The sequence below is a fragment of the Micromonospora sp. NPDC005163 genome (assembly GCF_053599835.1).
In genome coordinates, this window is sequence record NZ_JBSFYP010000107.1 from 1 (window position 1) to 14,449 (window position 14,449).

Below are 14,449 nucleotides of genomic sequence, written 5' to 3' on the forward strand. Positions count from 1 at the left end.
ACCGTGCCCACGCAGGGATCAAGCCTGACCGCCCGGAGTGGGCACGGTCGGCCGCAGCCCCAAACCGCAACCAAGGAGGAGCCGTGACACCGACCACAATCCTCACCATCGCCGGCTCCGACTCCGGAGGCGGCGCCGGCATCCAGGCCGATCTCAAGGTCTTCGCGGCGCTCGGCGCGTACGGCACCAGCGTCCTCACGGCGGTCACCGCGCAGAACACCCGGGGCGTCGACGCCGTCCTGCCGCTGCCCCCGCGCACGGTCACCGAGCAGCTGGACAGCGTGCTCGCCGACTTCACGGTCTGCGCGGTCAAGACCGGGATGCTCGGCAATCCCGCCGTCGCCGACGCCGTGGCCGAGGCCGCCCGGGACGGCCGGCTGCCCCAGCTCGTCGTCGACCCGGTGCTGGTGGCCACCAGCGGCCACCGGCTCGGCGTGGTGAGCGCGGTCGAACGGCTCCTGCCGTACGCCAGGGTGGCGACGCCGAACTGCGCGGAGGCCGCCGCCATCACCGGACGCCCGGTGGACGACGTGGCCGGGATGGTCGCGGCCGCCGAGGCCCTCGCGGCCGGCGGCCCGAAGTACGTGGTGGTCACCGGCGGTGACCTGGACGCGGGCGAGGCGGTCGACGTGCTGCACGGCGGCGGCCACACCACCCTGCTGCGCGCACCCCGGGTGGACACCCGGCACACCCACGGCACCGGGTGCTCGTTCTCGGCGGCGATCGCCGTGCGGCTCGCGCTGGGCGATCCGGTGCCGGCGGCGGTGGGGGTCGCCAAGGAGTACGTGCTCCGCGCACTGACTGGAGCGCGGGGTTGGGAGCTGGGTGCGGGCCGTGGGCCGCTGGATCACTTCGGCTGGTCCGCTTGATCACCAGGGAGGCTGTCATGCAGGCACGAGGCAAGGTGTACGTCGAGGGGTCACGGCCCGATGTCCGGGTGCCGTTCGCGGAGGTGGCGCTGACCGGTGACCATCCGCCGGTGCGGCTCTACGACACGTCCGGTCCCGGCTCGGACCCGGAGGTGGGGCTGCCGCCGCTGCGCGGGCCGTGGATCGCCGAACGGGGTGACGTCGCCCCGGCGCGGGGCGCGGGTACGCCATTGGCCGGGGCGGACGGGCGCCGACCGACCCAGCTCGCCTACGCGCGGGCCGGCGTGGTGACGCCCGAGATGGAGTTCGTGGCGATCCGAGAGAACGTCGACCCGGAGCTCGTCCGCGCCGAGATCGCCGCCGGCCGGGCGGTGCTGCCGCTCAACGTCAACCACCCGGAGTGCGAGCCGGCGATCATCGGCAAGGCGTTCCTGGTCAAGGTGAACGCCAACATCGGCACCTCGGCGGTCAGCTCGTCCGTCGCCGAAGAGGTGGAGAAGCTGACCTGGGCCACCCGCTGGGGTGCGGACACGGTGATGGACCTGTCCACCGGCAAGCGGATCCACGAGACCCGCGAGGCGATCGTGCGGAACTCGCCGGTGCCGATCGGGACGGTGCCGATCTACCAGGCCTTGGAGAAGGTCGGCGGCGACCCGGTGAAGCTGAGCTGGGAGGTGTTCCGGGACACCGTGGTCGAGCAGGCCGAGCAGGGCGTGGACTACATGACGGTGCACGCCGGGGTGCTGCTGCCGTACGTGCCGCTCGCGGTGAACCGGGTGACCGGGATCGTCTCCCGGGGCGGCTCGATCATGGCGGCCTGGTGCCTGGCGCACCACGAGGAGAACTTCCTCTACACCAACTTCGCCGAGCTGTGCGAGCTGCTGGCCCGCTACGACGTGACCTTCTCCCTCGGCGACGGGCTGCGGCCCGGCTCCATCGCCGACGCCAACGACGAGGCGCAGTTCGCCGAGCTGCGCACCCTCGGCGAGTTGACCAAGGTCGCCTGGGAGCACGACGTGCAGGTGATGATCGAAGGGCCCGGGCACGTGCCCATGCACAAGATCAAGGAGAACGTGGACCTCCAGCAGGAGTGGTGCCACGAGGCGCCGTTCTACACGCTCGGCCCGCTGACCACCGACATCGCGCCGGCGTACGACCACATCACCTCGGCGATCGGCGCCGCGATGATCGGCATGTTCGGCACCGCGATGCTCTGCTACGTCACCCCGAAGGAGCACCTGGGCCTACCGGACCGCGATGACGTCAAGGCGGGCGTGATCGCGTACAAGATCGCGGCGCACGCCGCGGACCTTGCCAAGGGCCATCCCGGCGCGCAGGCGTGGGACGACGCGCTGTCCAAGGCGCGGTTCGAGTTCCGCTGGGAGGACCAGTTCAACCTGTCGTTGGACCCGGAGACGGCGCGCTCGTACCACGACGCCACGCTGCCCGCCGAGCCGGCGAAGACGGCGCACTTCTGCTCGATGTGCGGCCCGAAGTTCTGCTCCATGAAGATCACGCAGGAGCTCAAGGAGTACGCGGCCCGCGGCATGAAGGACAAGTCGGCGGAGTTCGTCTCCGGCGGTGGAAAGGTCTACCTGCCGCTGGCCTGATCCGCCTACCCCGCGCCGGCCGCCCGTGCACAGGCGAGCCCGCGCGGGGCTGCGGGGTCAGTCGCGGTGGTGTCGTCCGGTGGAGCGCAGCGAGCGGCGGCCGTTCTCCTGCTCCGGCTCGTTGTCCGCCACCGGCTCGCTCAGGCCGCTGACCCAGTCGACGAACTCCTCGTCCTGTGCCGGCAGCGGCTCGGTCGCCTCCGGTGCGGCCGGGCTCTCCTCGTCGGCGCGGGACCGGTTGCGGCGGAACAGGCCGCCGAGCCGTCCCCGGCGGGAGGGCTGCTCCGCGTCGTTGCCGGCGCCCGGTGCGGCGTCGGCGCTCGCCGGACCGTCGGTATAGACGCCGGTCTGTTCCGGCACCAGCGGAGCGGCCGCGGTCGGGGAGGCCTGTCCCGCCGCAACGGTCGGAACAGGCTCGGCGGCCAGGTCCGGCGTGCCGGCCGCCCGTCGCCATCGGGTGGCCGCCCGGTCCGACGCGCTGCGCGGGACAGCCGGTGTGGCTGTGCCGTTCGGTGTGGCGGTGCCGTTCGGGCTCGACGCTCCGGCGGGAGGTGCCGGGTCGCCGGCCGAGGGCGAGTCGGTCGACGCCGGCCAGGTGGCGCCCGCCGAACTTTCCAGCGGGTCTGCCGCCCCCTCGCGGCGTGCGGTGGTGAACGCGTCCCAGGTGCTGGCCCTGCTCAGGTCCGGCAGGGGTGCCCGGTGCCGGGGGCGCAGCGTCCGCTCGGTCGGCTCCTCCGGGCTGATCGGGGTGTCCGATGCGGAAGGTTCCGGGGCGCCGGCCTGTGGAGGTGCCGTCCACGCCGGGGTGACCGGCCAGGCTGGCGCGGCCGGGGTCCACCGATCCGCCTCCGGGGTGGCTGCCGCCGGCCGGATCAGAGGTCCGGCGGGACCACTCGCGGTCGCGGACCGTTCGGTGTCGGTGTCGGTGGTCCGGGGCGCGACCGCGGCTGCGGAATCACCGCCCGGGTCGGCCGCCGTCGGGCCGATGGTGGCGGGGCTCGCCGCCGGGTCGGTGGTGGCGGGGCTCGCAGGGCCGGTGGTGGCGGCCGGGGTCGCCGCGGGCGTCCCGGCTCCCGGACCGGGCTCGGTGCCCGGGGCGTCCTCGCCGGGGCGGGACCCGTCGGTGGCCGTGCCGGTGCCGTCGGTGGCCTTGGCTGGCCGGGTGGTTCTTCTGGCGCGGCCTGCGGTCGTGGACCTGCCCGGGTCGGCGGCGACCTCCGGGTCGGACGGCGTCGTACCGTCGGCCAAGTCTGCGGTCGTGGCGGCCGGTGCGGCCTTCGGCTTGCGGGTCCGGCGCGGCTTGGGCGCCGGTGCGTCGGCCGTGCCGTCACCGGCAGTGCCGGCGCTCTCGTTGGTCGTCCCCGCGCTGGTCGTGCCGGTGCTCTTGCTCGCCGCGCCCGTGCTGGTCGTGCCCGCGCTCGCTGTGGTCGTGCTCGCGCTCGCTGTGGTCGTCTCCGGGCTCGCGCTGGTCGCGGCGGTGGTGCCGTCGATGGTTGAGTGGTGGCTCGTCGCGTCTTCGCCGGTCGGCTGGGCCGTGCCGGTGGTGGCCGTCGCCGCGGTGCTGGTCGAGCCGTCGTCGCCCGGACCGCCCTTCGGAGCGGTGGGGTTCGGAGCGGTGGGGTCGACGCCGACCGGACCGTCCTGGGCCGGGTCGTCGGTGCTCGGCCCGCCCCTGCTTGGCGTGGTCGTGGCCGGCTCGCCCCTGCTTGCCTTGGTCGCGGCCGGCTCGTGCGTAGTGGCCGTCGTCGCGGGGTCACCGAGGTTGTCGCTGTGGTGGCGGGGACCGCCGGCCGGTCGGGGCAGGGGAGTGCCGGTCGGGTGAGCCGGCACCGACCCGTGTTGGCCGATTCCCGAGGTCGCCGGCCAGTCCCAGTGGGCCGGGACGGTGCGGACGGCACCGGTGCTGTCGGCGGCGCCCGGGTCACGTCCGGTGCTGTCGGCGGCGCGCGGGTCACGTCCGGCGCCGGCGCTGGCCAGGTCCGTGCCGGTGGACTCGGCGGCGCCCCGGTCGTCTGCCGCGTCTGCCGCGTCGGCGCCGGGTAGGGCCGGGCCGGCGGGCAACGGGCGCAGGATGTCGGTCGGCTCGATCGCCCGTCGATCGGCGGTGCGGGTACGCGCCGGCCAGCGCAGCAGGGCGGCGGCGGCCGCGCCGAGCGCGCCGGCGAGGATCGCGATCAGCGCGCCGTAGTAGGGGGTGGTCTGGTAACGATCCACCGCGTCGCCGGGACCGGCGGTCAGGTAGGCGAACGCCACCAGCGCCGGGCCGGCCACCCCGGTGGCCCCGCTGACCAGGGGGACCTGGCCACGCCAGCGGGCCAGGCCGGCGGTCGCCACGCCGGCCAGCAGCGCCGTGAGCGGCAGCAGGACCAGCGCCAGCCGTTGCGCCGCGCCGTCGTCCAACCAGCTCGGCTCGAGGACGCCGAGCCGGACCGTGGGCAGCGGGCCGACCGTGCCGAGCGACGGCAGGACGGAGACCAGCGCCAGCACCCAGACCGCACCGGCCACCGCCGCCATGTTCCAGCCCAGCTCGGGCCGGAGCAGGACGGCGATCGCCGCGCCGGCCCCGATCACCGCGCCGAGCACGGCGCAGATGCCGACCGCCCAGACCGGGTCGACGGAGATCAGTTCGGCTGCCCGGGCGGGCTGCATGCAGAGCGGAGCGACGACGGTGGCGCCGAGCGCGGCCGCGGCGCCGATGGCCAACTGCCGGCCGGTGCTGACCGGCGCGGCGTCCCGGCGGGCCAGGCGTCCGGTGAGGACGGCACCGGCAACGGCGGCGTTCGCGGCGAACCAGCCCACCCAGACGAGCTGGGCCGGCCACTGATTGACGGTCGTGCCGGTGAAGGCGCCGGTGAGTCGGACGATGCCGAATCCGTACGCGACGCCGAGCTGGCCGGCTCCGGCCAGCACGCTCACCCCGAGCGCCGTGAGCAGCAGTCTGCCCCAGGTCCGAAAGGCCATGTCCGGCACGTTACGCACCTGGTACACCCGATCGCCACCGGCGCGCCGCGCGGCGCGCCGGCCCGCTCCCGGCGGGTCTACTTGAGTTCGACCAGCCGGGCCAGGTACGTCGTATCTCCGACATTGGTGAGCATGTGTACGGCGCCGGGGTCCCGGTAGACCACTCCGCCGGTGGGTTCGTCGGCGTCGATCAGGGTGCCGTCGACCGTCTGCACGACGTTCTTCGCGCCCTCGATCGCCACCACCAGGTACGGGTGGTCGTGCCGGTGCAGCGGCTGCCGCTCGCCCGGTTCGAGCCGGATGTGCCAGACCCGGACCCGGTCGTTTTCGTACACGATCTCCTGGCCCACCGGCCCGAGCTTGGTCCCGTCGAACACGTCGGTCATCGTTCTCCGTCCAGTTGCGGGAGCACCTCGGCGGCGATCAGCTCGAGGTGGTCCAGGTCAGCGAAATCGATCAGGCGTAGGTGTACCCGGGTGGCCCCAACCGCGGCGAACTCGCCGATCCGCTGCACGAGTTGCGCGGGCGAGCCGACCACCGGGTCCTCCGGAGGTAGCGCGCTCTTCTCGTGCAGTGGCGCGGCCCGTCGCTTCGCCTCGGCGTCGGTCCGCCCGACGGCCACCACGATCCCGGCGGAGAGCACCAGCGGCGCCCGCCCGGACTCCGTCCGGCCGCTGCGGTCGCACGCCTCGCGCACCCGGTCGTACGCCTTCGCGGTCTCCGCCACGGACTTGAACGGCATGTTGAACTCGTCGGCGTACCGGGCGGCCAGCTCGGGGGTGCGCTTGGGGCCGCGCCCGCCCACGATGATCGGCGGCCCGGGCACCTGCACCGGCTTGGGCAGGGCAGGTGCGTCCACCAGCCGGTAGTGGTCGCCGGTGTAGCTGTACGTCGCGCCCGGCGGCGTCCGCCACAGCCCGGTGATCACCTCGAGCTGCTCGGCCAGCCGGTCGAAGCGTTCGCCGACCGCCGGGAAGGGGATGCCGTACGAGATGTGCTCGCGCTCGTACCAGCCGGCGCCGATGCCCAGCTCGACGCGGCCACCGCTCATCTGGTCGACCTGCGCGACCATCACCGCCAGCGGGCCGGGGAGCCGGAAGGTGGCCGACGTGACGAGGGTGCCGAGCCGGATCCGCTCGGTCTCCCGGGCGAGCGCGGCGAGGGTCAGCCAGGCGTCCGTCGGGCCGGGCAGGCCCGGGTCGGCGCCCATCGACTGGTAGTGGTCGGCGCGGAGGAAGCCCTCGAAGCCGCCCGCCTCGACCATCCGCGCGAACCGGAGCTGGTCGTCGTAGCTGGCGCCCCGGTGCGGCTCCGTGAAGACGGACATCCGCATGTCTATCGTCCTTCCGCACCGGCCGCGGCCGGCTGGTCGCGTTCCATCAACAGCTCGTGCAGGTCGGCGCTGACGCTGGCGACGTCAGCGAGGTGGGCATTGCGGCCCAGGGTGCGGGGTCGGGGGATGGTCACCTCGACGACCTTGCGGATACGGCCGGGGCGGGGGCTCAGCACGACCACCCGGTCGGCGAGCAGCACCGCCTCGTCGATCGAGTGGGTGACGAAGACGATGGTCGGCTTGTTCTCCATGTGCACCCGCTGGAGTTCGCCGGAGAGTTCCTCGCGGGTGAGCGCGTCCAGCGCGGAGAACGGCTCGTCCATCAGCATCACCCGGGGCTCGCCGATCAGCGACCGGCACAGCGACACGCGCTGCTGCATGCCACCGGAGAGCTCGTGTGGCAGTCGCTTCTCGAAGCCGGCGAGCCCGGCCACGTCGAGCAGCTGCCGGGCCCGCTCGCGGTGCTTGGCGCGGCTCCAGCCGAAGATCTCCACGGGCAGGAGAACGTTGTCCAGGACGGTGCGCCAGGGCAGCAGCGCCGGCTTCTGGAACAGCATGGCGATGTCCCGGCGGGGCCGGGTGATCGGCGTCCCGGCCACGGTGATCTCGCCGGCGCTCAGCGGGAGCAGCCCGGCCACCAGCCGCAGCAGGGTGGACTTGCCGCAGCCGGAGCGGCCGAGCACGGCGACGAACTCGCCCTCGGCGACGTCGAGGTCGATGCCCCGCAGCGCCTCCACCCGGCCGGATCGGCCCTCGAAGGTACGGGACACCCCGGACAGTCGGATCATCTCGGGCGGACCTCCGCTGAGTGGACGGTCAGGAATCTGGCAAAGGCTAGCCGGCTCATCACCTAATCGCACCGTCCGGGGTGGTCGTCAGGTTGTTTCCGTTCCGCAACCCGATACGCCTGGCGTCGCAAAGGTGGGTTTCTCGTACGCTGTGCCCGCGAAGAGTCCCCTCACGATGGCGGTGCCCGGCTTCCACCCCTCCTGCCGGTTCCGCCGCGACAACCCCCTCCGGTGGCCTGCCGGCCCCGGTCGGAAAGGACATGGTGCACTGATGAGAAGGCTGACCCGTACGGTCGCTACGGCCGCGCTGGCCACCGCCCTCGCCCTTGTCTCCGCCTGCAGCAGCGGGTCGGATTCGGCCGACGACGCCAAGGGCGGCGACAGCAAGACGCTGGAGAAGGTGACCTACCTCACCTCCTTCGGCCAGTTCGGCCGTGACTCCTACGCCTGGGTGGCGAAGGAGAAGGGCTTCTTCAAGGAAGCCGGCTTCGACGTCGAGATCAAGGCAGGTCAGGGCACCGGTGGTGTGATCCAGACCGTCGTAGGTGGCCAGGCCGACTTCGGTCCGATCGACCTCACCGGTGGTCTGCTCCAGGTCGGCAACGGCCAGGCGAGGGACTTCACTGTTGTGGCCGCGATCCAGCAGCGCACCATGGCCGGCATCGCCACGCTCGAGGGCAAGAACATCGCCTCCCCGAAGGACCTGGAGGGCAAGAAGCTCGCCGACACCCCCGGGTCCGTGGTCCGCAACCTCTTCCCGACGTACGCCCGGCTGGCCGGCGTGGACGTCAACAAGGTGACCTGGGTCAACGGTGAGGCGCAGCAGCTGATCGGCACCCTGGCCTCCGGGTCGGTGGACGGCATCGGCCAGTTCGTCGTCGGCCAGCCGACCATCGAGGCGGTGGCCAAGAAGAAGGCCGTCATGCTGCCGTACAGCAACGTGATGCAGGACCTCTACGGCAACGTGCTGATCACCTCCTCGAAGATCGCCAAGGAGAAGCCCGAGATGGTGAAGCGGTTCACCACGGCGCTGCTCAAGGGCCTGGAGTACAGCCTGGCGAACTCCAAGGAGGCCGCCGAGATCCTGAAGAAGAACGTGGACGCCACCAACACGGCGTCCGCCGCCGCCGAGCTGGAGCTGATGGCCGCGTACGTGCGCTCCGGCAACTCCGGTACCGCCATCGGCACGCTGGACAGCGGCCGGGTCGCCAAGAGCATCGCGATCCTGCAGGGCGCCGGCGCGCTGAAGCAGAACATCACCCCCGAGCAGGTCATCGACTTCAGCCTCGCGCCGAAGGCCTGATCGTCCGGTCGTCACCAGGGGGTACGTCCCACCGGCTCCGGTGGGGCGTGCCCCCGTCGCTCGTCGGCCCCGGTGGGGCCGCGGCATATCGAGGAGGACAAGATGACCGACGTCCGGTCAGCGGAGCCGGTGGCGGAAGTGCCCGCGCCCCCGGGCGCCGGCACCGAGGCGGGGCGAGCGGGGCGGGGCGCGGGCCTGCGTACCGGGGTCGGGGCGGGGCTGTTGCCCGTCGCGGGCATCCTGATCGCCCTGGCGGCCTGGTGGTTGATCGCCCGGCTGGAGCTGGTCCACCCGGCCGCCCTGCCACCGCCGGGCGACGTGCTCACCGCATTCGTCGACAAGCCCGCCCGGATGCTGGAGCACACCTGGGACACCCTGTTGGAGATCGTGTTCGGCTTCGCCCTGTCGGCGGCCGCCGGTGTCCTGCTCGGACTCTCCCTGGCCAGCTCCCGCACGGTGGAGCGGATGTTCACCCCGCTGCTGGTCGCCATCAACGCGGTGCCCAAGATCACGCTGGGTCCGCTGCTGGTGGTCGCGCTCGGTTGGGGTCAGAAGCCCATCCTGACCATGGTGTTCCTGCTCTGCTTCTTCCCGATCGTGCTCTCCACCGCGACCGGCCTGACCACGACCCCGGCCGACCTGGCGGAGCTGGTCCGCTCCTGGAACGCCTCCCGCTGGCAGGCGTTCCGCAAGGTGCGCTTCCCGGCCGCGTTGCCGCAGATCTTCGTCGGGCTCAAGGTGGCCATGCCGCTGGCCGCGATCGGCGCGGTGATCGGTGAGTTCCAGGCCGGCGAGAGCGGCCTGGGCTACGTCATCGTCCAGTACGCCGGCATCGGCGACACCGCCACCGCCTGGGCGGCGATCATGCTGGTGGCGCTGGTGAGCATCCTGCTCTACTCGGTGCTGGTGCTGCTCGAACGGCTCGCCCTGCCCTGGGTCCGAGAAACCACCAGCAGCCGCTGACCATTGAGATCATCACCAGGGCGAGCCGGTTCAGTCCCGGCTATCCCGCTCACCGTGACCGGTGAACGGCCTGAGGTGTGGCCCCGCCGTGCCCGGCGGAGGGATCAAGCCTGACCGCCCGGAGCCGGGTACGGCGGGGGCCACACCGTCCACCGACGCGGGATCGCGCCGGAGGGGGTGTGGCCCTCGACCGGCCTCAGCCCGCCAGCCGCCACCGCCCGTTGCGCGCGACCAGCGTGGTGAGCGCCTGCGGCATCAGCCCGGAGTGGTTGTCCGGCGTCATCCGGATCGGGCCGGAGAGGCCGTCCATCTGGGACGTTTCCAGCACGTCCCGGATGCCGTTCCGGTCCACCCGCCCCGCCGGGCCGCCGGCACGCAGCTCGGCGTCGGCGATGAGCTGGACCGCGTCGGCCGCGAAGGACGAGGATCCGTTGTACCCGCCGAAGCGCGCGGTGTAGTCCTGGAACCACTGCCGCCGGGCCGCCTTCGCCGGCGTCGTGGCGATCACGTCGTCGATCACCATGGTCTGGGTGAAGATGAGCGTGGCCCGTTCGGTGGCCCGGGCCGCCGCGCCGAGGAAGAGGTCGCCGGCCGCCCCCGGATCGAAGAAGAGCGACCCGCGGAAGGTGGTCTGCTGGATGCTGGTGGCGGCCAGTGTCGCCTGCTCCGGCGGGGTCCAGACGACCAGCGCGTCGGGCTTGAGCTTGGCCAGCCGCTCGACCTGCTGCGAGACGTCGGTGTCGGTGGTCTTCACCGACTCCTCGCCGAGCGGTTTGATCGTGGTCTTGGCCAGCTCCCTGCGGAGCGCGGCTGCGCCCTCCCGACCGTAGTCGTCGTTGCTGTAGAGCAGGCCAACCTTGCGGACGTTCTTGCGACGCAGTTCGGTGGTCAGTGCCGCGGCGCTGTCCACGGCGTTCGGGCCCAGCTTGAACACGTATCGCCGTTCCGCGACCGGGCTGGCGATCGCGCCGGAAGAGGCGAGCGCAATGGTGGGAATCTGCTTCTCGTTGATGGTCCCGACCGCGCCGACCGCGCATTCGTTGCAGCCACCCATGATGATGGCGCTGACCCGGGAATCACCGCTGAAGTCGGCGATGTTGCGTAACGACTCGGCGGCGTCGGAACGGTTGTCCTTCCACTTCAGCTCGATCTTCCGGCCGTTCAGCGCGCCGGACGAGTTCAACTGTTCGACCTTGAGTTCCAGGGCCCGTTGGTATGCCCGGCCGACCGGAGCGGCTACGCCGGAGAGTTCGAGGTCTGCGGCGATCACGATCGGACTCGTGTCCTGCTCCGCCCCGCCGAACTGACAGCCGGTGAGCGTGGTGGCCACTACGGCCGATGCGAGCGCCGCGATGGTCGCGGAGCGGATGGGGCTCAACTCAGTCCTCCAGGTGCGGGCGCGGGCGCTGCCCGGTCACCGCCGCTAATCCGTCCTCAGTGGAGGACGGGATCTCCTCTGCCGTACGGTGTGCGCGAAGCCTGCAAAACCTTGCCAATGGCCGGCGCTGTGGTCAAGCGCGGACGCGGGTCGCATTTTCGGGACGGCCATCCCACATGCTGGGGTAACGCAATGTTTGCAAAAGCTCACTTTGCATGCACGCGTGACCACTCTGGAGTTACATGCCCTGTTCAGGGGCTTGCGGAAATGAAGGTATCAGTTGACCGGATCATGGGTTGCGCGCCGTCCGACCGTTTCCTGCCCCACTGCGGCTTCCCAAACAGGACCTTCTCTGATGAAATCGCGGCCGTGCCGCGCGTGGTCCCCTCCGCTCGTGGCACGGTTCGGCGGGTCAGGCGGGGAAGAAACGACGGAGGCGATGTCGTGAGCACCGGACCGACGACCCTGCCCGCGCTCGGCGACACCGCTCGGCCCACGCGCCGACGGTTGCCGAGGCTGCGCGACGCCCGGATCCGGTCCAAGCTGGCGCTGATCCTGGTCGTCCCGGTGGCGGCGGTGATCGCGCTGGCCACGGTCCGGCTGATCTCGGTGGGTGAGGGCGCCTTCGACGCCACCCGGGCGCGGTCGCTCACCGCGCTTTCCATCGACGTCAGCGCGCTGACCCAGGACCTCCAGGTCGAGCGGATGGCCGCGGCGGCCTACCTGGCCGCGCCGCAGCAGCCCGCCGACGCGTACAACCTGCGGGTCCGCCAGACGCAGCAGCGGGTGGACGAGTACCGCGCCGAGCGGGCCCGGATCGGCGAGGTGCCGGCGGCTCTGCGGAGCCGGCTGACCGCGATCGACGAGCATCTGGCCACGCTGGACGGAACCCGCCAGGAGGTGCTCGACCGTCGGCAGATGGCCGTCGCCGAGGCGGTGCTGCGTTACGGCGTCATCCTCACCGACCTGGTCGCCTACGGTGACGGGCTGGCCCAACTGCCCGGCGAGGAGCGCCTGTCGGACAGCCGGCGGGCGGTCGCCGCGTTCGCCCGGGCCAAGGCGTCCGTCGCCGAGGAGGAGGCGGTCGCCTTCACCGCGCTGAGCGCCGGCCAGCTCGACGAGGAACAGTTCTCCTCCTTCGTCGCCACCCTGACCAGCCAGCAGGAGGCCCTGGTCGCCTTCTCGCTCGCCGCCGACCCGGTGCAGCGCGCTCTGGTCGACAGCACCGTCTCCGGTGACGCCGTCGGCCTGGCCGACCGGGTGGCCACCGACATCACCCGCTCGGTGGGGCAGCGCCCGCTGGTCGCCGCCCAGGACGCCACCTCCGCCATCGGCGCGGTCCACGACCTGATGCGCTGGGCCGAGATCCAACTGCAGAACCGGCTGCTCGAGCAGGCCGACCAGGCGCGCTCGAGCGTCATCCGGCAGGCCGTGGTCGAGTCGGTGCTGGTGCTGCTGACCCTGATCATCGCCGTGTCGCTGGCCGTGGTGCTGGCCCGCTCGCTGAACCACTCGCTGCGCCGGCTGCGCGAGGGCGCGCTCTCGGTGGCCAACCACGACCTGCCCGACGCGGTGCAGCGGCTGCAGAACATGGGCAGCGTGGGCGACGGCGGGGTGGACGAGATCGTCCGTCAGGTCCGGGACCCGATCCAGCTCAACAACCGCGACGAGGTCGGTCAGGTGGCGCTGGCCTTCAACGTCGTACACCGGGAGGCGGTGCGGGTCGCCGCCGAGCAGGCCGCTCTGCGTACCAGCGTCTCGGCGATGTTCCTCAACCTGGCCCGCCGCAGTCAGACCCTGGTCGACCGGATGATCGGCGAGCTGGACGCGATCGAGCGTGGCGAGGAGGATCCGAAGCGGTTGGCGCAGCTCTTCGAGCTGGACCACCTGGCCACCCGGATGCGCCGCAACGACGAGAACCTGCTGGTCCTGGCCGGCGCCGACTCCGCTGTGCCGCGCCGTGAGGACGCCCTGGTGGTGGACGTCCTGCGCGCCGCCCAGTCCGAGGTCGAGCTCTACAACCGCATCGAGTTCGGCACCGTGGACACCGACATCTCGGTGGCCGCGCACGCGGTCAACGACGTCGTACGGCTCGTCGCCGAACTGCTCGACAACGCCACCCGGTTCTCGCCGCCGAACACCACGGTGGTCGCCGACGGTCGCCGGATCCGCGACTACGTGCTGATCCAGATCGAGGACCGGGGGCTCGGCCTCAGCGATGAGCAGCTCGACTCGCTCAACCGGCGGCTGGCCGCGCCGCCGAGCGTCGACGTCGCCGCGTTCCGGCTGATGGGTCTGGCCGTGGTGAGCCGGCTCGCCTCCCGCTACGGCATCCGCGTCGAGTTGCGCCGCAACATGGAGGGCGGCACTGTTGCTCAGGTGACGTTGCCCGCCGCAACCGTGGTGCTGCCCGTCAACCGCGGCCGCGAGCAGGTGCTGACCCGGCCACGCCAGCCGATGGCGGTCGAGCAGACGCCGCTCACCCCGGTCGGTCACGCCGAGCCGTTCGCCGGTGCCACCACCTCGGCGGCGACGCTGCCCGAACAATGGCGGACCAGCACGCCGGCGCCGGCGACCTGGCCGTCCCCGCTGGAGGCCCGGAACACCGCCCCGGCCGTGCAGGCCGGCGGCTTCACCGGGGCGCACACGACGTTGCCGCCCGCGTCGGCCCCGGCCACCCCGGTCCCGCCGGCCCGAACCCCGTTCAAGGGCGGGGGTGCCTCGGTGGGCAGCCCGACCGTCGACCCGCTGCCCCGGCGCGGCTCGGGGGCGGACGCCACCGACACGCGGAATGCTCCGGTGCTGCCGGTCGGGCCGGTCGCCGGCCCCGGTGCGGTCGCGCCGCCAGCCGCGCCGCCGGTGCCGGCCGCGCCGGTCACCAACCGGCCCGACTTCCCCGCCGAGGCGCCGATCTTCCGGGAGATGGAGGCGGTCTGGTTCCGGTCGCACGGCGACGACGCCACCGCGATCTTCACTCGGCCGCAGTTCGACTCGCCGCCACCCTCCACCGACGCCGGCACCCGCTCGGGCGGCGGTCACCCGACCGCCACTGCCGCGCCGGCCGCGACGCCGGCCCGACCGCCACTGCCGACCCGTACCCCGGGCGGCTCCGCCACCGACGGCACCGCGACGCCGGGTGCCGCGAGCACCGGCGGGTTCGGCGCCGCGACACCGCCGCCCCCGCCGTCGTACAACCCGCCGCCGGCCGCCCGGACCGCGCCCGCGGCGCCCGCCGCCCCGAGCG

Annotated in this window: 10 protein-coding genes; 5 read left to right on the top strand and 5 right to left on the bottom strand. The window is 72.7% G+C overall.

Annotated elements, in window-relative coordinates; all coding sequences use genetic code 11:
* Nucleotides 1–83 precede the first annotated feature (83 nt).
* Together thiD and thiC are read left to right on the top strand one after the other, a co-directional pair.
* Nucleotides 84–869 (top strand): bifunctional hydroxymethylpyrimidine kinase/phosphomethylpyrimidine kinase, encoded by a 786-nt coding sequence (gene thiD, locus ACWD6N_RS35705; RefSeq protein WP_354964776.1) that lies wholly within the window; start codon nt 84–86, stop codon nt 867–869.
* 17 nt (nt 870–886) lie between these two features.
* Nucleotides 887–2,479 (top strand): phosphomethylpyrimidine synthase ThiC, encoded by a 1,593-nt coding sequence (thiC, locus tag ACWD6N_RS35710; protein ID WP_354964775.1) that lies wholly within the window; start codon nt 887–889, stop codon nt 2,477–2,479.
* Nucleotides 2,480–2,536: 57 nt separating this feature from the next.
* Here thiC and ACWD6N_RS35715 read toward each other — a convergent pair whose 3' ends face one another.
* The 4 genes from ACWD6N_RS35715 to ACWD6N_RS35730 all read right to left on the bottom strand — a co-directional run bounded on the left by ACWD6N_RS35715 (nt 2,537) and on the right by ACWD6N_RS35730 (nt 7,561).
* Entirely contained in the window at nt 2,537–5,440 is a 2,904-nt protein-coding gene (locus ACWD6N_RS35715; protein WP_387324600.1) for a hypothetical protein, read from the bottom strand.
* Nucleotides 5,441–5,517: 77 nt separating this feature from the next.
* Nucleotides 5,518–5,826 carry a cupin domain-containing protein gene (locus ACWD6N_RS35720; protein WP_354964773.1) on the bottom strand — a complete coding sequence of 103 codons (309 nt, stop codon included), beginning with the start codon at nt 5,824–5,826 and terminating at the stop codon, nt 5,518–5,520.
* The gene (locus tag ACWD6N_RS35725; protein ID WP_354964772.1) at nt 5,823–6,773 is read right to left on the bottom strand and encodes an LLM class F420-dependent oxidoreductase; all 951 of its coding nucleotides are present in this window, start codon (nt 6,771–6,773) and stop codon (nt 5,823–5,825) included. The genes ACWD6N_RS35720 and ACWD6N_RS35725 overlap by 4 nt, the downstream gene beginning before the upstream one ends.
* 2 nt (nt 6,774–6,775) lie before the next feature.
* Nucleotides 6,776–7,561, bottom strand: a complete 786-nt coding sequence (locus tag ACWD6N_RS35730) for an ABC transporter ATP-binding protein (RefSeq protein WP_354964771.1) — start codon at nt 7,559–7,561, stop codon at nt 6,776–6,778.
* 271 nt (nt 7,562–7,832) lie between these two features.
* Here ACWD6N_RS35730 and ACWD6N_RS35735 point away from each other — a divergent pair, with 271 nt between their 5' ends.
* Together ACWD6N_RS35735 and ACWD6N_RS35740 are read left to right on the top strand one after the other, a co-directional pair.
* Nucleotides 7,833–8,864, top strand: coding sequence for an ABC transporter substrate-binding protein (locus tag ACWD6N_RS35735; RefSeq protein ID WP_354964770.1), 1,032 nt, complete (start codon nt 7,833–7,835; stop codon nt 8,862–8,864).
* 102 nt (nt 8,865–8,966) lie between these two features.
* The gene (locus ACWD6N_RS35740) at nt 8,967–9,827 is read left to right on the top strand and encodes an ABC transporter permease (RefSeq protein WP_354964769.1); all 861 of its coding nucleotides are present in this window, start codon (nt 8,967–8,969) and stop codon (nt 9,825–9,827) included.
* 196 nt (nt 9,828–10,023) lie between these two features.
* Here the strand turns inward: ACWD6N_RS35740 and ACWD6N_RS35745 are convergent, their stop codons facing one another.
* Entirely contained in the window at nt 10,024–11,205 is a 1,182-nt protein-coding gene (locus ACWD6N_RS35745; protein ID WP_354964768.1) for an ABC transporter substrate-binding protein, read from the bottom strand.
* Between the two features lie 444 nt (nt 11,206–11,649).
* Here ACWD6N_RS35745 and ACWD6N_RS35750 point away from each other — a divergent pair.
* Nucleotides 11,650–14,449: nitrate- and nitrite sensing domain-containing protein (locus tag ACWD6N_RS35750; protein ID WP_450006442.1), on the top strand; the 2,800-nt coding region annotated here is incomplete at its 3' end.